The 20,846-nt window shown below is 54.1% G+C and carries 21 protein-coding genes and 1 tRNA gene; 14 read left to right on the forward strand and 8 right to left on the reverse strand.

Going from position 1 to position 20,846, the window contains the following annotated elements:
- The first annotated feature begins 22 nt into the window (after nt 1–22).
- From CSQ86_RS04650 to CSQ86_RS04710, 13 genes are all read left to right on the forward strand, one after another.
- A complete protein-coding gene (locus CSQ86_RS04650; protein WP_100493952.1) occupies nt 23–2,110 on the forward strand; it encodes a bifunctional indole-3-glycerol phosphate synthase/tryptophan synthase subunit beta in 2,088 nt (695 codons plus the stop codon).
- A 98-nt stretch (nt 2,111–2,208) separates the two neighbouring features.
- Nucleotides 2,209–3,078 carry a tryptophan synthase subunit alpha gene (gene trpA, locus CSQ86_RS04655; protein ID WP_100493953.1) on the forward strand — a complete coding sequence of 290 codons (870 nt, stop codon included), beginning with the start codon at nt 2,209–2,211 and terminating at the stop codon, nt 3,076–3,078.
- 101 nt (nt 3,079–3,179) lie between these two features.
- Entirely contained in the window at nt 3,180–4,115 is a 936-nt protein-coding gene (gene lgt, locus CSQ86_RS04660; protein ID WP_100493954.1) for a prolipoprotein diacylglyceryl transferase, read from the forward strand.
- Between the two features lie 60 nt (nt 4,116–4,175).
- Nucleotides 4,176–4,844: a ribulose-phosphate 3-epimerase gene (rpe, locus tag CSQ86_RS04665; protein ID WP_033891136.1), complete on the forward strand. Its 669-nt coding sequence runs from the start codon at nt 4,176–4,178 to the stop codon at nt 4,842–4,844.
- A 53-nt stretch (nt 4,845–4,897) separates the two neighbouring features.
- A complete protein-coding gene (locus CSQ86_RS04670; RefSeq protein ID WP_100493955.1) occupies nt 4,898–5,161 on the forward strand; it encodes a phosphoribosyl-ATP diphosphatase in 264 nt (87 codons plus the stop codon).
- 111 nt (nt 5,162–5,272) lie between these two features.
- Entirely contained in the window at nt 5,273–6,124 is an 852-nt protein-coding gene (gene hisG / locus CSQ86_RS04675; protein WP_100493956.1) for an ATP phosphoribosyltransferase, read from the forward strand.
- 14 nt (nt 6,125–6,138) lie between these two features.
- Entirely contained in the window at nt 6,139–6,756 is a 618-nt protein-coding gene (locus CSQ86_RS04680) for a CDP-alcohol phosphatidyltransferase family protein (protein WP_100493957.1), read from the forward strand.
- Nucleotides 6,746–7,723 (forward strand): DUF881 domain-containing protein, encoded by a 978-nt coding sequence (locus tag CSQ86_RS04685; RefSeq protein WP_100493958.1) that lies wholly within the window; start codon nt 6,746–6,748, stop codon nt 7,721–7,723. The genes CSQ86_RS04680 and CSQ86_RS04685 overlap by 11 nt, the downstream gene beginning before the upstream one ends.
- Nucleotides 7,723–8,055, forward strand: a complete 333-nt coding sequence (locus tag CSQ86_RS04690) for a small basic family protein (protein ID WP_100493959.1) — start codon at nt 7,723–7,725, stop codon at nt 8,053–8,055. The genes CSQ86_RS04685 and CSQ86_RS04690 overlap by 1 nt, the downstream gene beginning before the upstream one ends.
- A gap of 3 nt (nt 8,056–8,058) precedes the next feature.
- Nucleotides 8,059–8,880 (forward strand): DUF881 domain-containing protein, encoded by an 822-nt coding sequence (locus CSQ86_RS04695; RefSeq protein ID WP_100493960.1) that lies wholly within the window; start codon nt 8,059–8,061, stop codon nt 8,878–8,880.
- A gap of 6 nt (nt 8,881–8,886) precedes the next feature.
- Nucleotides 8,887–9,330 carry an FHA domain-containing protein gene (locus tag CSQ86_RS04700; RefSeq protein ID WP_100493961.1) on the forward strand — a complete coding sequence of 148 codons (444 nt, stop codon included), beginning with the start codon at nt 8,887–8,889 and terminating at the stop codon, nt 9,328–9,330.
- A gap of 82 nt (nt 9,331–9,412) precedes the next feature.
- Nucleotides 9,413–10,045, forward strand: a complete 633-nt coding sequence (locus CSQ86_RS04705) for a MerR family transcriptional regulator (RefSeq protein WP_100493962.1) — start codon at nt 9,413–9,415, stop codon at nt 10,043–10,045.
- 110 nt (nt 10,046–10,155) lie between these two features.
- Complete coding sequence (locus tag CSQ86_RS04710; RefSeq protein WP_100493963.1) at nt 10,156–10,557, forward strand: hypothetical protein; 402 nt, start codon at nt 10,156–10,158, stop codon at nt 10,555–10,557.
- A gap of 324 nt (nt 10,558–10,881) precedes the next feature.
- Here CSQ86_RS04710 and CSQ86_RS04715 read toward each other — a convergent pair whose 3' ends face one another.
- The 8 genes from CSQ86_RS04715 to CSQ86_RS04750 form a co-directional block, all read right to left on the reverse strand.
- Nucleotides 10,882–11,601, reverse strand: a complete 720-nt coding sequence (locus CSQ86_RS04715) for an HAD hydrolase-like protein (protein WP_100493964.1) — start codon at nt 11,599–11,601, stop codon at nt 10,882–10,884.
- A gap of 160 nt (nt 11,602–11,761) precedes the next feature.
- Nucleotides 11,762–12,109, reverse strand: a complete 348-nt coding sequence (locus CSQ86_RS04720) for an RNA polymerase-binding protein RbpA (protein ID WP_100493965.1) — start codon at nt 12,107–12,109, stop codon at nt 11,762–11,764.
- A 90-nt stretch (nt 12,110–12,199) separates the two neighbouring features.
- Nucleotides 12,200–14,779: a DEAD/DEAH box helicase gene (locus tag CSQ86_RS04725; RefSeq protein ID WP_100493966.1), complete on the reverse strand. Its 2,580-nt coding sequence runs from the start codon at nt 14,777–14,779 to the stop codon at nt 12,200–12,202.
- A 29-nt stretch (nt 14,780–14,808) separates the two neighbouring features.
- Nucleotides 14,809–15,126: a hypothetical protein gene (locus tag CSQ86_RS04730; protein WP_100493967.1), complete on the reverse strand. Its 318-nt coding sequence runs from the start codon at nt 15,124–15,126 to the stop codon at nt 14,809–14,811.
- A 9-nt stretch (nt 15,127–15,135) separates the two neighbouring features.
- Nucleotides 15,136–17,049 (reverse strand): helix-turn-helix transcriptional regulator, encoded by a 1,914-nt coding sequence (locus tag CSQ86_RS04735; protein ID WP_100493968.1) that lies wholly within the window; start codon nt 17,047–17,049, stop codon nt 15,136–15,138.
- A 153-nt stretch (nt 17,050–17,202) separates the two neighbouring features.
- On the reverse strand, nt 17,203–18,639 hold the full coding sequence (locus CSQ86_RS04740) for a UTP--glucose-1-phosphate uridylyltransferase (RefSeq protein ID WP_100494265.1): 1,437 nt from the start codon (nt 18,637–18,639) through the stop codon (nt 17,203–17,205).
- Nucleotides 18,640–18,917: 278 nt separating this feature from the next.
- Nucleotides 18,918–18,991 (reverse strand) — tRNA-Pro (locus CSQ86_RS04745).
- A gap of 132 nt (nt 18,992–19,123) precedes the next feature.
- Nucleotides 19,124–19,885 (reverse strand): class I SAM-dependent methyltransferase, encoded by a 762-nt coding sequence (locus CSQ86_RS04750; protein ID WP_100493969.1) that lies wholly within the window; start codon nt 19,883–19,885, stop codon nt 19,124–19,126.
- 472 nt (nt 19,886–20,357) lie between these two features.
- Here CSQ86_RS04750 and CSQ86_RS04755 point away from each other — a divergent pair, with 472 nt between their 5' ends.
- Complete coding sequence (locus CSQ86_RS04755) at nt 20,358–20,825, forward strand: aminoacyl-tRNA deacylase (RefSeq protein ID WP_100493970.1); 468 nt, start codon at nt 20,358–20,360, stop codon at nt 20,823–20,825.
- The last annotated feature ends 21 nt before the right edge of the window (nt 20,826–20,846 follow it).

A 20,846-nucleotide genomic window follows, 5' to 3' on the forward strand; every position in this document is an offset into this window, starting at 1 on the left:
GACTACCAGCAAAGGGAGGATCATGTCGGTTCTGGACGAATTGGTAGCGGGCGCGCTGGAGGACCAGCAGACCCGCGAACGCACTGTGTCGTTGGAGGATGTCAAGAAGGCCGCACTTGCGGCACCGGCTCCGATTGACGCGATGCGATGGCTTAAGCGCGCAGACGGCATTCCGGTGATTGCCGAAATCAAGCGCGCGTCTCCGTCCAAAGGTCATCTGTCCGACATTCCGGATCCCGCCGGTTTGGCCCGCGAATATGAGAAGGGCGGCGCAAGCGCCATATCCGTGCTTACCGAAGGCCGCCGGTTCCTTGGGTCGCTTGACGATTTGGATAAGGTCCGCGCAGCCGTGCACATTCCAGTGCTGCGCAAGGATTTCATTGTCACTGATTACCAGATTTACGAGGCTCGCGCGCACGGTGCTGATTTGGTGCTGCTAATTGTGGCGGCACTCGACGATGCCAAGCTCAAGCATCTGCTCGATTTGGCGCACGAGCTCAATATGACTGTGCTCGTGGAAACGCATACGCGTGAGGAAATCGAACGCGCGCGTAAGGCTGGTGCCCGAGTAATCGGCATTAACGCGCGCAACCTGAAGAACCTGCGTGTGGATGTCAACAAATACAATGAACTTGCCGCCGATCTGCCCGAAGACGTCATCAAAGTGGCGGAATCCGGTGTATTCGGCGCAGTGGAAGTGGAAGACTACGCCCGTGCAGGAGCGGACGCGGTTTTGGTCGGCGAAGGCGTGGCTACCGCCGATGACCATGAACTTGCAGTGGAACGACTAGTAAAGGCAGGAGCACAAGTGAAAGCATCCGAAACCACCCCGTTAAGCGAGCATCAGGGACCGTACTGGGGACAGTTCGGCGGCCGTTATGTGCCGGAAGCCCTCATCACCGCACTTGACGAACTGGAACACGTCTACAACGAAGCCAAGGCCGATCCGGAATTCCATAAGGAATTCATGACCCTGCAGCAGCGTTACGTGGGCCGTCCGAGCCCGCTGACCGAAGCTCCACGTTTCGCCAAGCTCGTGAAGGACAAGACCGGCCTCGATGCACGCATTTTCCTGAAGCGCGAAGACCTGAATCACACGGGTGCCCACAAGATCAACAACGCGCTCGGTCAGGCACTGCTCGTCAAGCGCATGGGTAAGACTCGCGTGATTGCAGAAACCGGTGCCGGCCAGCACGGTGTGGCCACCGCTACGGTATGCGCCATGCTCGGCCTCAAGTGCCGCATCTACATGGGCCAGATTGATGCCCGCCGTCAGGCCCTGAATGTGGCCCGTATGCGTATGCTCGGCGCTGAAGTGGTCGAGGTGACGCTCGGCGACCGCATTCTGAAGGACGCCATCAACGAAGCATTGCGCGATTGGGTGACCAACGTCAAGGACACGCATTATCTGCTTGGCACGGTGGCCGGTCCGCATCCGTTCCCAGCTATGGTGCGCGACTTCCAGAAGATCATCGGCGAGGAGGCCAAGCAGCAGTTGCAGGACTGGTATGGCATCGACCATCCGGACGCAATCTGCGCCTGCGTGGGCGGCGGCTCCAACGCCATTGGTGTGATGAACGCCTTCCTCGATGACGATCGCGTGAACCTGTACGGCTACGAGGCCGGTGGCAATGGCCCAGAATCCGGCAAGCACGCCATTCGCTTCGCGCCCGGCACCGGTCAGCTCGGCATGTTCCAAGGTGCCAAGAGCTACCTGCTGGAGACTGACGAAGGCCAAACCCTCGACACTTACTCCATCTCCGCAGGCCTTGATTACGCATCCGTCGGCCCTGAGCACGCTTGGCTCAAAGATATCGGCCGTGTGAACTACTCCTGGGCCACCGACGAGGAGGCCATGAACGCCTTCCGCGACCTGAGCCAGACCGAAGGCATCATCCCGGCAATCGAAAGCTCCCACGCCGTGGCAGGTGCCTACAAGGCTGCTGCAGACTTGAAGGCCAAGGGCTACGACAAGGCTGTGATGATTATCAACATCTCCGGTCGTGGCGACAAGGACATGGCCACTGCTGGCAAATGGTTCGGCTACCTCACCGATGATCAGGCCAAGGCCCTGGACGTCACCGGCGCGCACGGCAACACCGTGGCATGAATTACAGCAAATAAGTAGATAGCCTCCCATCAGTCAGCAATCGCTGGAAGCTCCCCTCCAGAGGGGAGCCAAGGGAGGGCTAGAAGGAGATTTTTGATATGACCAACACAGCAACCACGCCATCCGGCCAGCCGCTGGGCATCAGCCACAAGCCCAGCCAGACCGAGGCCATGTTCACCAAATTCAAGGCTCAGAACAAGCCCGCCTTCATCGGCTACCTGCCATACGGCTTCCCTGATCCGGAAGTCTCTCTTGATGCGCTCAAGACGATGGTCGAGCACGGTGTTGACGCAGTGGAAATCGGTTTGCCGTATTCCGACCCAGTGATGGACGGTCCGGTGATTCAAGCCGCATCCTCCATCGCCTTGAAGAACGGCGAAACCATCAAACGTGTATTCGAGGCCGTGGAAACCGTAGCCAATGCCGGCGGCGTACCGCTCATCATGAGCTACTGGAATCTCATCTACCACTATGGCGTTGAACGTTTCGCCACCGATTTCGAGAACGCCGGCGGTGCAGGCCTCATCACTCCGGATTTGATTCCGGACGAGGCTGGTGAATGGATCGAAGCCTCCGACCGCCACGGTCTGGACCGCATCTTCCTGGTCTCCCCAGACTCCGCCGACAACCGTCTGGAAACCGTGGCTCGCAATGCTCGTGGCTTCGTCTATGCCGCCGCCCGCATGGGCGTCACCGGTGAACGTTCCACCATCGACGCTTCCCCGGAAGTGCTCGTGGAACGTACCCGCAAGGCTGGTGCCAAGAACGTGTGCGTGGGCATTGGTGTGTCCACGGCTGAGCAAGGCGCCAAGGTCGGCTCCTACGCCGATGGTGTGATCGTCGGCTCCGCTTTGGTCCACACGCTGCTCGCCGATGACAACAAGACCGCTCGCGATACGAGCGAAGGTTTGAAGTTGCTCGCCTCCAAGAGCGAGGAACTTGCCGAGGGTATTCATAACGCTCGATGAACTTTCTGGCGAGTCACTACCTTGTTGCGTCCATGACGCAGTAGGGTAGTGACTCGGCAAGTACGAATAACGAGCATGAATACGGCACAACACGAGGCATTATGAATCTGGCTTATATACCATCACCGACCTTTTCGCAGTTCAAAATTGGCCCGGTAACCATCCACATGTATGCCATCTGCATCCTGATTGGCGTCTGTGTCGCGGTATGGATTCTCACCAAACGGTGGAAGCGCTACGGTGGTACCTTCGATCAGATTCTCGATACCACATTGGTCACTGTGCCCTGTGCATTGGTGGGTGCACGCCTCTACCACTGCATTACTACGCCATACGATTACTTCCCTCCAACTGGTCAGCTCATTAACCTTGTCAAGGTGTGGGAAGGCGGTATGGCCATCTTCGGTGGTATCTCCGTGGGTACTCTGGTCGCATTCCTGTGGTGCAGGCACAAGCATTATCCGTTTGCCATTTTTGCCGATGCCATCGCGCCGGCCTTGCCCGTCGCCCAGGCCATTGGTCGTCTTGGCAACTGGTTCAACCAGGAGCTGTACGGATGGCCCACAAATCTGCCGTGGGGTTTGAAGCTCAACGATGCCGAGGCCATTGGCAAATCCGAAATTTGCTACAACGGATCGCAATGCCCGGATTATAAGACCACCTTGTTCCATCCCACATTCCTTTATGAAATGATTTGGAACCTTATCGGGGCAGCGCTCATCATCTACATCGGCTCCAAACTGTACGACCGTCTCAAGGCCGGCCAACAGTTCGCCATGTATCTGATGTGGTATGGACTCGGTCGTACTTGGATCGAGAACGTGCGCATCAACTACTCGACGGTAATCCTGGGCCTCAGGACCAACGTGTGGACAGCCATTATCGTATTCATCATCGGATGTGTTCTCTTTGTGGTGCTGTACCAATACGGGCCGGATTCCAAGGCTCAGGCGCAGCGACTCGCCGCGGTCACCGCCGATGAACTCGAGCGCCAGCGTATCCAAGAAGAGCGGGATGCTCAAAACAAGCGCAAATAACCAGTAAAACGTGGAAAAATAGTAAAGCCTAGTCCCATTGCAAAGATAAGGTAAGGAACCATGAGCAAGATCGCAATCGCACCTAGCATTCTGTCCGCCGATTTCTGCAACCTTGAGCGTGATCTCAAGGCCATCTCCAACGCTGACCTGGTTCACGTTGACGTCATGGATCATCATTTCGTGCCGAACCTGACCCTTGGCGAACCAATCGTCGGCCGTATCTGCCAGGTCACCGACCTGCCGGTTGACGTGCATCTGATGATCGAGGACCCTGATCGTTGGGCCCCCGAGTATGCGAAGCTCGGTGCCGCGTCCGTGTCTTTCCATATGGGTGCCACCCACGCTCCGGTGCGCTTGGCCCGTCAGCTGCGTGACATGGGCTGCAAGGCCTGCTTCGCTGTTCGTCCGGCTGAACCGGTCGAACCGATTTTCGACATCCTCGACGAATTCGATATGATTCTCGTCATGACCGTCGAGCCCGGTTTCGGTGGCCAGAAGTTCCTGGACAACCAAATGGCCAAGGTCCGCCGTCTGCGTGACGAGATCACCCGCCGCGGGCTGAAGACCCGTATCCAGGTTGACGGCGGCGTGAGCCCCAAGACTGCTCACATCGTTGCCGAAGCCGGTGCCGATGTGCTTGTGGCAGGTTCCGCCGTATACGGTGCCGAAAGCCCGGCACAGGCCATCGACGATATTCGCGCCAAGGCCGAAGCCGCTTATAAGGACTGAAATCAGTCATAATGAATGCCCCTAGCAGGGCTTCCACATATAAGGAAAACATAATGAAGACGTTTGAATCCCTGTTCGCCGAACTTTCCGAGAAGGCCAAGACCCGTCCGGAAGGCTCTTTGACCGTTGATGAGCTCGATAAGGGCACCCATTTCATCGGTAAGAAGATCATCGAAGAGGCCGGTGAGACTTGGATGGCCGCTGAATACGAAGGCGCTGACCGTACCGCCGAAGAAATGAGCCAGCTCATTTACCACGTGCAGGTCATGATGATCAAGCATGGCCTCACTCTTGAGGATGTATACAAGCACCTGTGATTCTTGTAAGGCCCGGTGCCGAGTGGCCCGGGCCTACTCAATATTTGGGCTGATTCGCTCAATACTTATCAATAGCCAATAACCAACTCCCGATAGGGGAGAGGAGACATCATGCTGAGAATCGCCGTACCCAACAAGGGAATGCTGTCCGAGCCGGCATGGAACATGCTTGCCGAGGCAGGCTACCGTCTGCGCACGAACACTCGCCAGCTCGTGGTTCAGGATCCCGACAACGACATTGAGTTGTTCTACCTGCGTCCGCTCGATATCGCGGTGTATGTGGGACGCGGTGCCATCGATGTCGGCATCACCGGAGAGGATCTGCTGAAGAACTCCGGCACTGCCGCCCTCGAGCATCTGCCGCTCGGCTTCGGAGCTTCGACCTTCCGTTTCGCCGCCCCGAACGAGTCCCCGATTTCCACGCTTGAGGACATTCAAGGCAAGCGAGTGGGCACCACGTTCGACAAGCTCGTTCATGACTACCTGGTAGAGCATGGTGTCGAAGCGGAAACCATTCATTTGGATGGTGCTGTGGAATCTTCCGTGCAGCTGGGTGTCGCCGATCTTATCGCCGATGTGGTCTCCACTGGTACCACGCTGCGCAACGCCGGTCTGCGTGTGTTCTCCGAGCCGCTGATGCATTCCGAGGCCTGCTTGATTCGCTCCCCGCGTCTGGACAAGGATGATCCGCGTCTGGCTGTGCTGTCCCGCCGTCTTAAGGGCGTGCTCACCGCACACCAGTACGTGCTGATGGACTACGACATTCCAGTCAGCAAGGTCGCTGCCGCCGTGGCTGTGACCCCGGGATTCGAAAGCCCGACGATTTCCCCGCTGCATGACAAGCAGTGGAATGCCGTCCGAGTCATGGTGCCCAAGGCTAAAGTCAACCAGCTTATGGATGATTTGTATGAAGTTGGCGCACGAGGCATCATTGTTACCGCACTGCAAGCCTCCCGTATTTAAACTATTAAGCCGTTATGACCCATCAGCCTGTTGATACGAAATACAGTCCGGAAGCTCGTGATATCTACTTCACGATTCCGAATTTGATCAGTGCGCTAAGAATCATTTCGATTCCGTTCATCACCGCATTGATCTCACACCATCAGATGATTGCGGCATTGTCATTGATTGCTATTTCATCGGCATCTGATGGAGTCGACGGCATTATCGCACGCAAATTCAACCAGGTCAGCAAGATCGGCCAGATTCTTGATCCTCTGGCCGATAGGCTGCTGATTATCTGTTCGATTCTCGCCCTCGGACTTGCGGGCATCATTCCTATGTGGATGCTTATCGTCGTTGGCCTGCGCGACCTATGGATGGCGATCCAGGTGCTGTGGCTCGCCCAATATGGGTATGGGCCGTTACCGGTGCATTTCGTTGGAAAAGCAGGCACTGCCTTGCTGATGATCTCCATCGTTGCGTTGATCGTAGCTGACTTGGGCACCAGCGCATTCTTCCACACACTGTATCTGGCGGCTCTTGCGGCTGGTGTCTGGGGAATCGCAATGTATTGGCTCGCCGGATATATCTATACCCGTCAGGGAGTAACCTTACTGCGCAAGGAACTGGGGGAGAAGTATGGCGCATGATTCCGTTGCACCGGTCTCTTTCCCTGTACCGCAGGAGAATACGCCGGTGCATCGTCGCGCCATTTTCTCCCATTCCATACGTGGCATAGACTCCCATCATGCGCTTGCCGCAACCGATGATGCCGCCATCCGAGTCCGGCGTCGACGTAAAACCGATGATGATTCCCTACGCCTCATCGATGATTTGGTCAATCGTCCGATGGACCCGATGTTCTCGGATTCCAGATTGGTTCATGAGCATCGTTCTGCGGTATCAATATGGTTCAACCGCATTGTCGTGTTCCTCATCTGTGTAGGCGTCGGTTTTGCCGGCAGCCTATTCGTCCAGCAGTTGCAGTCCGATCCCCGCAAGCAGGTCAGGCAGACCCTGATTGGTCAGCTGGAGGACCGAAACGATACGATTACGCAACTTACAGATGACGTCAACGCATTAAAGACCCAGGTCGATGACCAGTCGAAGAAAATTTCCGGCAATGTGAAAAGCGATACCTTGATTCAGGATGAATTGGTCAACGGCACTGTGAGGGTAACAGGCCCGGGAATCACCATGACATTGGCCGATCCGATTGCCGCAAGTCAATCCGATCAGTCCACCTCTACCCGCGTAGGTACCAGCAGCAACATTCGTATCGTCACTGATTTGGATTTGCAGCAGCTTGTATCTCTGATGTTCAGCAACGGTGCAGAGGCCATCGCCATCAACGGCAATCGCATTGGTGCGCAAACCTCCATTCGCAAGGCCGGCGGGCATATTCTCATTGGCATGACCGCCATCGAAAGCCCATACACCATTGAGGCCATTGGCGATAAAAATGTGCTTGCGGAGCAGATGGGCAGCAAAAAACTTGCAAGCCTTTACGATTCATTCAAAAAAGCCGGTATCTACCCTCAGGTAAGTACATCGAATTCGATTACACTTGAAGCAGCAGTAGCTGGTGATATCCAGTATGCAGAGAGGAATGAGTAATGGCAGCGGTTCTAGGTCTGATTATCGGAGTTGTTGTCGGCGTGTTTGTGCGCCCGGACATCCCCGTTGTTGTGCAGCCCTATTTGCCGATTATGGTGGTCGCCGCTCTTGATGCCCTGCTCGGCGCCGCACGAGCTTATTTCGAACGCAGCTTCTCCGACCGAGTGTTCGTCATCTCCTTCCTGGCTAATGTAATCACCGCAACGTTGCTCGTGTTCCTCGGCAATCAGCTTGGTGTGGGATCCCAGTTGCAGACCGCAGTCATTGTGGTGCTCGGCATTCGAATCTTCTCCAACGTGTCCGCCATCAGACGATTTATCTTCAGAGGCTGACCCATGGCACATAGATCCCGATCAGACAACATGCTGGAGAAGCTTCATAACCAGCATGCCCAAGATAAAGTCAACGACCGGATGGAAACCGGTTCGTTCCCTAAAGTGCGCAAAAAACCACGCAGGGATTTGAACCGCCATACCAATCGTTCTCGCCTCATATCCTCCATTCTGGTCATGTTCATGTGCGCGTTGCTGGGCTTCGCCTATATGAGTCAGATCAACAACACCAAATCGACATATGAGACATTGGACGAAAACGAACTGGTTCGTCTGCTCAATGAGTCGAACACGCAGATTTCCAATCTTGAACAGCGTAAAAGCCAGCTTTCCAGCCAGCTCAATTCATTGAAATCCGCTGCCAACGAGCAGGAGCAGGCACGCAAGATCGCGAAACAGAATGAGGAGACCAGCGGGCTGATTTCCGGTAGATTGGCGGCACGCGGCAGGGGAGTGACCGTCACCATCAGCAAAGGAACTTCCGCTAAAGTCGACGCTTCGATTATGTTCAATTTAATCGAGGAGCTGCGCAACGCCGGAGCGGAGGTCATGGCTGTGAATACAGTCCGTGTGGTTGCTTCGACCTATATTCAGGATGCTGACGGCGGGCTGGTCTGCGATGGAATCACTATTGAACCGCCGTATACCGTCAAGGCGATTGGCAATCCACAGGAACTATCCAACGCGGTCGATATCGCAGGCGGAGTCGGCGCTCAACTTCAAGTCAAATATGGTGCTACTGTCGATGTACAGTCTTCGGACAACATCATCATTGACGAAGTGCGTGAAGCTACGCAAAATAAGTATGCAAAGACGGTAGAATGAGGAGTTATGACTGATCCGATTCCAAGCGCAGGCGAAACCACCATCATTGGTCTGCCTGCTATTAATGTGTTGCCCGTTACCTCCACCGGCGATCGTCCGCTGACCCAGGAGGATTTGGATACCATTACCCGTCTGTCTGATGGTACGGCTCTGCTGATTTCCACCAGAGGAGCGGTTTCCGGTTCCCGTTACCTGCTTGATGAGGATGAGATCACCGTAGGTCGCGATCCTCGCGCCGATATTCTCCTTGACGATTCCACCGTGTCTCGTCAGCATGCGGTGTTCCGCCGAGTCAATGGACAGTTCTCGGTCATTGATGCGGGAAGCCTGAATGGCACCTATGTGAACCGTCAGCGAGTCGATCAGGCGGTGCTGAAGAACGGTGACGAAATCATGATCGGCAAGTTCCGTCTCGTCTTCTTTACCAAATCCGCCGTTATCTCTCAATAGTTTTTGACTCTGCACGCCTTACACTGGTTTGAGGAATTGCAAATCATGCGGTTACTCGCCAGTGTGGGTGAAGGAGTGTGTGATGGGAGCAACGGGTCTGCATCTTCATATTCCGCTCGAGGAGCGTGATAGTTTGAACGATGAAGCGATTCAGGGGGAGTTGTTCTCCAATGCTGATGAGCAGGAGGCCAAGCGCGGCTACCGCGGCACTGTGGCCTCCAAAGTGGCTGGCATTACTTATCGGCAGCTCGACTACTGGGCACGTAAGCAGATTGTCGAGCCTTCGATAACCCCATCGCACGGTTCTGGTTCACGCCGACTATATTCGTTCAAGGATGTGGTGATTCTCGCCGTGTCCAAACGATTGCTGGATGCCGGCGTGAATCTGCAGAATGTCACTGCAGCCATTGGTTTTCTGACTCAACGAAGCGTTGAACAGTTGGCTCATGTCACCATCATGTGCGACGGCCAGCATGTGCATGAGTGCACCACCAGCGAGCAAATGCTCGAGCTGCTGCAGAGCGGCAAGGCGGTGTTCGCCGTCTCGGTCGGCTCATTATGGCACCAGATTGAAGCGGCCTTGGAACACGAGGATTACGTTGACTTGGAAGCACAACCAATGAAAATAAGCGCCAATCGGCCAATCGACGAGCTGACTGCCATGCGCATGCGCAAAAAGCTCGAGGCTCGACGACTGCAGCGTGAAATGGCTTGAGACTAGACCCCTGGGACGATTTGTTGATGCTAATCGGCAAATCGTCTTTTTGTTATTCACACATCATCGCTGAATATTACTGACTGGAACTCAACAATACGGAGATTGATATGACGATGTTCGTCGAACTTTTGCCGGCATTGCTATGGATTATTGCAGCGGTACTTGCGGTCAACATCATTGGTCTGACTGTGATACGCGGTCATGTGTTGACTCCACGCAGCAAACGTCCACCAGTATTCCCAGTGAGTTGGAATATGGTGATGTTGCATGTGGTCTCGTTTGTGATGGCAATTGTACCTTTCCCGGTATATGCGTTGACCGCTGACCAGATGGATATCGATGTACGCGAATTCTATGAGATGAATGCGTTCATAGCGGCAATCATCATCATCGTCCTGGTAATGCTTGAAATTCTGGTGATGTATGTTCAGGCGCACAACGCGATGGAAACTGAGATGGACCGGCAACTAGGCCTCGCTGTCCATCACGACAAGCCTACAGAAAAATAGCCGATAATGTACGTTATGTCAGATTGTTTCGCTTCATCTCCTTACCGGTGTATATGGGGACTGCCCCTTTGATCTCGATAATCTGTGATGTGTTTTTAGATATTCGTCATCTCGCCCAATGCAGTGATAGGACACAAGCAGCTGAGGGGTCAGGTATGGTATGTTCGGGCATAAAGCTTGGCCAATGCGCTTCACGCATTCCTCGCAGCATAGCCGCTCACTTCGCCTACGGACAGTTCACTGGACTGTCCGTAATACGGCTCAGCCCAGAGCGATCCCGAACATACCATACCTGACCCCTCAGCGTCAGATGCTATATACCAATCAGTGCGAAGCGAAGTAACGATTCACGGCGTCTTCAAGCTGATCGGTGGTTTCGATGATTTCGTAGACGCCGTGTTCTTCCATTTCACCTTCCGGAGCATATCCCCAACGACATCCAATGGTATCCAGTCCGCAAGCACGGGCACCATCGATATCGGTGTAACGGTCGCCAATCATGACGGCCTTATCCCCTTGTGCCGCGTCAAAACCGATTTTATCGAAGCAGTAACGGATAACCTGATCCTTATCGAGGCGCGTGTTGTCTTTGGACGCACCATAGATGCCGTCGAGCAGTTCGGTCAGATGGAAATGCTCACAAATCGGAATGCACTGGTATTCGGGTTTGCAGCTGGCCAATGCCAGATAGTAACCATCTTCGCGTAGTTTCTGCAGCTGCTCACGAATCCCAGGGAATACGACATTCACCAGGCGGCCAGGCACTTTGTTGCCGGGCTCGTTCGGATCATCGAACACGGCTTTATCCGCGTAGTAGCTTCGGTAAATATCCACTGCGTGGTCGAGCTCATCATCCGGTACGTGATTACGCTGCAAAGATTCGATGATGGCAGGTCCGATGAATCGCTTCAACTCAGCGTCATCGGGAACCGGACGTCCCAATGCCTCAAAGGTTTTAACTACGGAAGCGATGATACCGCCATCGGACTTGGTCAGCGTGCCATCGAGATCAAGTAGAACAACGTTCCTCGGATGCTGTGCCATGGTGAGGTACTCCCCTGTTTTCTTTCTATAGCGTGTTTGTCGCCCACTAATATGTGATGACGGCGACAGGTCCAGCAATGATTATGCCCAGTCGGTTTGACTGGGCATTGGTTTACGTGTTGTTCACCCACGTATAGTTGGAATCCAACGGGCTACTTGCTCACTCGTAATCCGGAATCCAACCGTCGCGATGCATCTGCAGACGCTTCTCCAGCAGCTTGGCCAATTCCTCTTCACTACGACGCTCCAGCAGCATATCCCAGTGAGTGCGGCTCGGCTTGCTGATTTCGTCAGCTTCACGATCCTCATCGCCTTCGCGGTGAGCTACGGCACCACAGCGGCATTCCCACTCATCAGGCACCTCAGCACCTTCAGCAAACGGCAAGATGGTACGGTGACCCTTCGGGCACACGTATGCCACATCGTTTCTTGCAGCGAAATCCACGTTGTCATCAGATTCCAGCGACTTCGCTCCGATGCTCATACCCCTGAGGCTACGTTCTGCCATATTGGCATCCTCCTTGCAATTTCAGTAACCGTACTACTGTACGTAACAGTTCGGACTTGATTGGTATTCCCATGCACGTGTGCTGGCTGGTTATTCCACCCCGGAGTAGGAGACGATTCCACGATTCACGCGATCAGCCGCTTCGTGTGCGATATTCTGCAATGCTTCTCCCCCATCCATCGGCAAGGGCCCGGCGACTGCGATCTGTTGCAAGACGTCGGCCAGGCGTTTTGCTGTGCGTACGAAATCACCGCCGGTCATATCCGTCCCGTAGAGGCATGCCGCCAGTGACCCGCCATCGGCCCACTCATACATGATGTCCACAATGCCGCAATCCGGTTGTGAGGTTTCTTCCAGACCATTGTCTTCGCACAACGCATCAATATTGGCGCAGACGCCTTTGAGCTTGGAAGCTGCGATGGCGATCTTGCCGGAAGTTCCCCCTGGATAGTGGCGTGGCTCCCCCTGCGATCCTCGACGCGACTCATACACGAGGCAGGATAGTACCGCCGCGAATCCGTTGGCATCGAGTTTCTTGAAGATTCCCGCGAGCAGTGCTTCACACAATTCGAGATCATGCTCACTGTAGATTCGACGCAGCAATCGTCCCTTGTCGGTAAGGGTCATGTCGATACTGCCATCTTCGTGTTCATGACGTTCCAGATAGTTGAGCTGACACAGGATATCGCAGATATGGTCGAACTGCCGTGCCACGGAACCGGTTCGGGAATCATAGCGGTTTTGCACGCGTGCAAGCTCTCGCGTCTCTCTGGCCCATCGGTGCCCCCACTTGAGGTGTTGCTGTAGATCCGGGCAATCGCGGCAGGGATGCTCGTGCTCGGCTTTGCGCAAGGTGCGGATTTCTTCATCCAATCGTTGGAAAGCTTCAGAACGTTCCTTATCGGTAAGGAATACCTCATGCTTGAGTTTCTTGCGACCTTCCTTCTCGATATCGCTGAGTTTCGTGCGAATGGTCATGAACTCTTTGAAATCACCGTGATTGCATTGGAATGCCTGTTCATAGCCTTTCAGCGCGGTTTTCAGTGTAGTGATCTGCGATTCGAGTTGCCATGCCGATTCATTGGCCTCCCATTGGGCAAACGACTGATCCAATGTGACGCGGGCCGTTTCGTAATCGCTGGAGTTCAGCAGGTTCACGGCCATATTGAACGTCGGTCGGAAACTGGAATGCAATGGATAGACGCGCTTGGACGACAGTGCGGCGGCAGTGGCTGGTATGAAATCCTGATGATCGACGACGATGGCATGGCCGATGGTATCGATGCCTCGACGACCAGCGCGCCCAGTGAGCTGTGTGAACTCGCCAGGTGTCAATGCCACGTGCCCAGTACCATTGAATTTCTCTAGTTTTTCCACCACCACACAACGGGCTGGCATATTGATGCCTAATGCCAAGGTCTCGGTGGCGAATACCATCTTGACCAAACCCTCTTCAAAGAGCCGTTCGACGATTTGCCGGAAGAGAGCGATCATACCGGCATGATGGGAGGCGAATCCTTCCTCCAAAGCGAACCGGAACTTCGAGAAGTGCAGGGCTTTCAAATCCTCTTGATTGAGCTGTCCCTCCACCATCTCGTCCACGATGCGACGAATCTTGACGGCTTCCTCATCCGTAGTGAGTTCCAGACCGGCATTGATGCATTGTTCCACAGCCTGATCGCACCCATTACGGGAGAAGATGAAGTAGATTCCCGGCAGCATGCCGAGGAAATTCAATTCATCGACAACCGCCCAGCGGCGTGGAGTATGCCGCTGTGGTTTGGGCGTATGCCCCTTAGGTCCTTTGCCTTTGAACCCTTTACGCTTATCCGGCCGTTGTTCGCCGCGGCGTCTTGCCGCCTTGCGATCAAAACGGTCAAGGGTATTAATTAATTCCGGATTCAACTTCGTGGTTTGCTGTCCGCTACCATCACGGCGATAGAGATCGAGCACCTGAGGTTCGGTGTGGTCGTCTGCCTGCACGATAACATGCTGTTCCAATGGCACCGGGCGATGCTCGCTGATCACCAATTTGGTATCGCCTCGAACCGATGCGATCCAGTTGGAGAAATCCTCCACATTAGACACCGTTGCGGAAAGCCCGACGATTTTCACCGTTTTCGGGAGATGGATGATGACTTCCTCCCAGACCGGGCCACGGAACCGGTCAGCAAGATAATGCACCTCATCCAAAATCACATAGCGTAAGGCCGTAAGCGTTGTAGAGCGTTCGTAAATCATATTACGAAGCACTTCGGTGGTCATCACCACGATGTCGGCTTCGGAGTTGATGGAGGTGTCTCCAGTGAGTAGGCCTACCTTATCCGGACCATACACCTCAACGAGATCGTGGTATTTCTGATTGCTCAGCGCTTTGATTGGTGTCGTATAGAATGCTTTGACATTGCGATCCTGTGCAAGATAAATGGCGAAGTCCGCCACCACTGTTTTGCCTGCACCCGTGGGAGCGGCGACGAGCACATTGCTACCTGCTTCAAGAGCTTCATTGGCTTCGGTCTGGAAGTCATCCAAATCAAACGGTAATGTGGCAGCGAATCGAGCCGCAACCGAAGCACGACGCTGTTTGACCTTCTGAAATGATGCGTACCGCTGTGAAGGACTCAGCGTTGTCGTGGATGCTTCAGCCTTCTTGTGATGGTGACGTGCCATGATGCTTTCTATCTCGTGGATGGACCAGTTTAGCTATTGAACTTCTTCCATCTGCTCCAAGTTTGAATATGGCGTTCCCGCTTGGCGGCCTGAAGCTCAATAACCTCTGCGTGGGCATCGGCATAACGTTCTTGTGCCACACGCAATGGCTGGGTGAACGTGATGGGCGTCTCCGGACGCACAACATCATCAGCTTGGCCCATTGCAGCGATTTTTTCGCCTACGCGTGCACCGATCTCACTGGAATCACGTAAGGCTCGCATACCATGCATTCCCGCATATACCAGTCCGGCGATGATCATGGCCAGCATGAACAACGCCAGCACCAGCCATATCCACCAAGGCATAGGAACTCCTTACTTATCCGCACTCAGGCTGAGCTCTCGTTCGGCTCGAGCGACAATCATCGTTCGCAAGGTCTCCGGGGCAACCGCGGTGATATGCCTTGCGTGAGCGATGCAGAATGCCACGAACCACGAATCGGAGGAAACCGTCAGATGGACCTTCTCCCCCGCTCCGCATTGTTCGACTGTGGCGCCAGGCAACGTCTTGATGAATGACAAATCAGCCTGATCGGTGATGAACACTGCTTCAGTACCGTTATCGAAACTCCACTTGCGCAGTTCGCTGACCGGCATGTTCGGCACATCGACAGGCTTGGTGGGCTTGACCATTTCAGCCTTTTCGATGCGGGCTAGACGGAGCACCTGCCAAGTGCGGGGCTTGCCGTTCGCCTTGTCAATGGTCTTGTCTTTGGAAACGTATGCTTTCTTTTCCTTTGGAGCCGCCGATCCAACATCAGTGTATACGGCTGCGTAGTAAACGCCCTCATCAATGAAGATTTTTGCAGGGGCGACAAGCTTGCGACGTGTACGGCCTGTGCTATCGGTGTACTCCATGTCAAGCAGACAATCCGTATTGATGGCGCGCTTGACTACGGAGAAGCTGCGGGGTTCCAGCTCATAGCCGGTCAGGCTCAGCCACGGTGTCTGGCCAGGAGTCACGTGTCGACGAAGACGCTCATACAAAGACTCCGCCTGTGCGCGCTGTTTATCCGGCAATAGTGGCGAATGCGCCAGATAGCTTACGGATGCGGTCAGCATGCTCAAATACTGCGGCGAAATACCAGCAAGACGCTCCAAGCCCAGGGAATTCGTGGCGGAGACAATGCCTTCAGCATCCAGAAGCGGCCAGTCAATGTCAAAGAACTGGCTACCTGCCATCTCACCATCATCGGAGACGGTGGTGAGGGTATTGATGTCCTTGTGAATGATATTGACGAACTTCTTCAGCTCATCATCGTTCTTCGGCTTGCCGATGAAACGAACAGCAAGCTCACTCAAGGAGAATTCCTCGCCAAGATGAGCGGATAGGAACAACATCAAACGCAGTCGGCGATCCACCTCACTGCCGGTCTGGAATGCAGAACCATTTTTCTTGCTCTGGGCTTTGATTGATTCCGGATCACCGGGCTCACTCACATCGCGGCTAATCGATGGAGACACCACGGAAGCGCTGACCGGGCCGGCGGATTCATCTGCCAGGACGAACTGGCTTGCGGCATGGAGGCGACGATGATATGCGTCCACGGCTTCCTGCGGACTCACAATGGTGGCGCCAGGATGCTCAAGCACATACATGGCCAGATCGTCGGAATCCGTGTATGCCACATTCAGGTGTTCGCCATCCACATCAATGGTGGCGGCGAAACGGCGTGAATCAATAACCTTGACGAGAGAATCAGGAATATGCTGTGTTCCAAGTCCAGGCGCGATGGAGTCGAGACCCAGACCGGGAATCGGCGTCTGCGGCACGCGAGGTGTGGTGCGGGAAGCGCGTTGCGCAATCTGCGACTGGTCTGGCTCAGAGGAAATGGCCATCGAGCGTGCCAAATAATTGGCAGAAGCCAACACAGGCATGTCTTCCGGTTCGAACATCAGTCGAATACGCGGCTCATCGCCGAGCTGAAGACGGTAGGAAGCGAAATCCTGTCCCTCTGACTTAGAGGAGTATTCGGGCTGCCGTGATTCGATGGCGATGCCCATGGCGGCTAGCTTGGCGCGGTCGCGCTGGAACTGTTTGGCGAATGCTGCTTTAGCTGCCTGATCAGCCAATTCCCCATAAGAGTCGGCGTATGCCTTGACCCGCTGCGCGATTTGGCGGGAAGTAAGCCATTGCGGGAACGCAGACGATAACACGGCCAGTACATCTAGCTCGTGCTTACCCCACTTGTCGGAAAAACGCCGACGCCCGCTTGTACCTTCTGCCATTAGTCCTCACGTATAGATATTGTTTCGTTATAAGTGTGTGTGAGTTTTTAATCTCACGCTCCCTCTATCTTAGAGGGTTTTTTCTGTAATATGTGTCATTTCACGAAATTTAACGGCTCTTTTTTGTGGGAGCCGTTAAATTCCGTGCGTAAATCACACCCAATCGTCAGGTTCGATGCCCTGCGGGCCAACGTATTCGCCGTTCGGCACGTAGCTGGGTTCTTCCTTGTCTTCCAATTTGGCATCAGCGAACATCATCACATCTCGACCGAACGTCCAATCGCCTCGAATCGTTACCGAATTGGCGGCAGCCAGTGAAGGAACCGCATAGGGGAAGCGCTCGTCAAAATCGTGGATGTTCTTATAGAAGCGTGGATCAAGATCGACGTTCGGGAAGATGTAGTTGCCATCTTCCATTTCATACGTATCAGTCAGATGGAAGCGGTCGGAACGCATGATGAACAGATCATTGGTGGTCTTCACCGGCAGGAATCGCATGCGATCGACCTGGACGCAGATGGCACCATTGAACAGGCCGATCGCGGCCCCCATAGCGGTCTCAAGCTGAATTACCTGCTCGGTGTCCGGGTTTGTGGGATCTACGGTCTTCTTATTGCGAATTACAGGCAACGGCAGCACGCCATTGTATTCGGCCAGCTTGGCCTTCAGCGCGTCAATACGGATCCAAATCGAATTGGTGTTGAAGTAAGGATGCTTCTTGATGTCTTGCGCAGCGGCCTTATCATCCGGATGCACCTGGCTCATTTCGCGTAGCATAAGACGTCCAGTGACCTTATCACGTACGATATGGCCACCTTTGCGGTCGGCCGGGGTACGAGTGGCGACTTCGGCCATGAAAGGTGCGCCGGTGTTTTCGAAATGCTGGGCGAGTGTTCGAGATGGACGAGCGCCAAGGTTGTCTGAATTCGAGATGAACAGATATTTGAAGCCATGCTCTTCGAGTACGTCAAGCAGTCCCGATTCCCAAATCGTGGAGAACAGGTCGCCGTGGCCCGGTGGGCACCATTCCAGTTCGGGGTTCTGCGGGAAGCTGACCGGCTCTCCGGTCGCGGCCACCAGCTTAGGTTCCTGATGTTGGATGATTTCCATGGGGATTTCGGTCTGCTCAAACTTACGATTGTATTTGAGCACCTTCATCGTATCCGAGGAAGTGCGGAAAGAGTTCATGAAGGTCAATGGCAGTTCCACGTTCAGACGCGCGCGAGCGGTGAGCACCTGACCGATGATGATGTCGATGAATCGCATCTGTTTTGCCTTATGACGGCGCACAGGCAGCAAAGACTTCGCGCAATCGAGACCCATGGAAGTGCCGAGGCCTCCGTTAAGCTTCAGGAACGCGGTTTTGGAGAATGCGTCCACGGCCTTGTCATGGTTGATGGTTTCGTATACGTCATGGAAGCTTGGTACGTGTTCCAATGGCTCGATATCATCTTCGCGAATCCAGCTGGATGCCTCTTCATGACGCCATACGTTGAACAGATGATGGAACTGGTTGATGGCGGTTTCGCTCATACCATGCTCGCGCATTTTTGCGGCCGAGTGCTCGAAGATTGCATCATCGGTGTTCATGGCGAGTTTGTCTGCGTTGGTGGCACCAGTTTTCGCGGCGAGGTTTTGCTCCTCATCGTTTGGCTGGAGGCCATCGGTTGGTTCGGTCATTCAGGTCCCTTTCATCAAAACTACAAGGCACTAGTCTATCGCGTGATTGTGCGCAGTACTTCGTAATACGCACAATAAGGTGGTTCTATTCTGGTGAACGGAGCATGAACTACTGATTGCAGTGTTTTTCGTTCCTTATATGCGGAAAAACAAAAGGTCCGGAATCACTCTGATTCCGGACCTATCTGTCGGACCAGCGGGATTTGAACCCGCGACCCCTTGACCCCCAGTCAAGTGCGCTACCAAACTGCGCTATGGTCCGATGTTGCAAAAGCAACAGTCAGGCAATTTACCATGCATTGCCGAACTCTCAAAATCAGAAGCGTGTCGTATGGGAAGATGACTCATGGCAAGTTGAATTCCAACGTAGCCTATAGCTTATAGCCGCAATGTGCTATATGCTGAATCGCACCAACTCGCTGGCCACCATGCAGACGGTATCGTCGGTCATAATTCCATTAATCGCACGCTGATTGAACAGCGTATCAACCCATAACCTGTAGGAGGAATAATCCTGGTCAGTCGGCAGCGGGCTGTGCGAATGTGAATCCATATACGCTTGCCAGGACTTGCGTGTGTAATGGATCGGGTTGGGGAATGCGTGAAGCTCAGGATTATGGAAGAACGCGGCTGTCGTGTCTTTGAAGTGCCGGATGCTGCCTGTGATGATGTCGCCATCCTCACCGTATCGATCTGCGCGCAGTGCCGAGTCGAACGATGTGACGTTGTATAGCGATACCAGTAGATACCGTCCATCACGCGCGATGCGCCGGCATTCGGCCGCGAACCGGTCCGGGGCGAACCAGTGCATTGCCTGGGCCACGGTGATGACATCCACGCTTTGTGCAGGAAGCCCAGTATCGTCGGCTGTGCCATCGTGAACAGTCACATTGGCGAACTCGCGCATATTCTGAACCAGTTCCGTACGCATATCTGCATCTGGTTCTACGGCGTGGACAGGTACACCCAAGCCGGCAATGGCACTGGTGAACTTACCGGTACCGGCTCCTATATCCGCGATTGTCGCATTATCGCGAGCGGTCTCGCCGAGTTCATGCCGTATCACATCATCGATGTACCGGATTGCCGTTGCAGGATAGCCCGGCCTTCCTTCCGCATAGACTTGAGCCTTGCCGTGAAATTTCGTCTGTTCCATACTTTCAGCTTAGGCATTTCTTAAGCAGTATAGACTAACTAGGCCGAATCCACGTCGCCGATTAAGGAAGATGAACATCATGACCGATAAAGTCGCCAACTACCATCAGGCGAGGTTGATTGTCGAACAGATTAACGGTGGCGCTACCATGTGAAGGATTTCTGGGAGTATAAAATCCTCGCACTATTACAGAATCTGTAGGACGATCTTCTGGACGCGGCAGGAATCACGCATAGTATTCTTGACCTTCTGTTGAAACCGATTTGGAGATGGCTTTAAATCCTTCGCTTACACGACCCACAACCATCACGGTATTCCGTGGTGGTTTTTCTTATGCTCGGATTAGCTCGCGCGGTCATAGGTCGGAAAGACAGACTGCAGCATTTATATAATTGTTAGATGCGCACTTACGGGAAGTGCAGGGGAATCATGAGCTACGGACTCTGATGTGTGGTTGACGGAGGCACGCGACATGGCCAGTTATGAGCAGATCAAGCAGTTTGCGGAGTCGCATCCCAATCAGGCCTGTATTATCGAGCATGAAATTGCGATTGTGAATCTGGAATCAGGGGCGAGGGTATTCGACATTACCAAGGCTGCGGCCACCTACATCGTTGAGTCCAAGGAAGGCATGTTCGCTGTCGTTGCTTCAGCTGTGGGACATCTGAAGTGGCGGCAGCTCGGCCGTGTTTTGGGATTGCATCAGATTCATCTGGCATCACCGGAGATGGTCAAGGAACATACGGGCTACGATGTTGGCACGGTCGGTCCGCTGTTCCTGAACGGTGTGCGTATGTTCTTCGACAACAGACTTCTGCAACATGACATGGTGTATTGCGGTACGGAGGATGCACACCACACGCTCGCCATCGCGCCCAAGCTCATCATCGACAGCAATGATATCGCTGGCTATTTCAATAGCGACGAATACCTGAAGTAGAACATCACCATAGAGTAGGGG

Origin of the sequence: Bifidobacterium felsineum, from assembly GCF_002802915.1 — a bacterium.
Lineage (GTDB): Bacteria > Actinomycetota > Actinomycetes > Actinomycetales > Bifidobacteriaceae > Bifidobacterium > Bifidobacterium felsineum.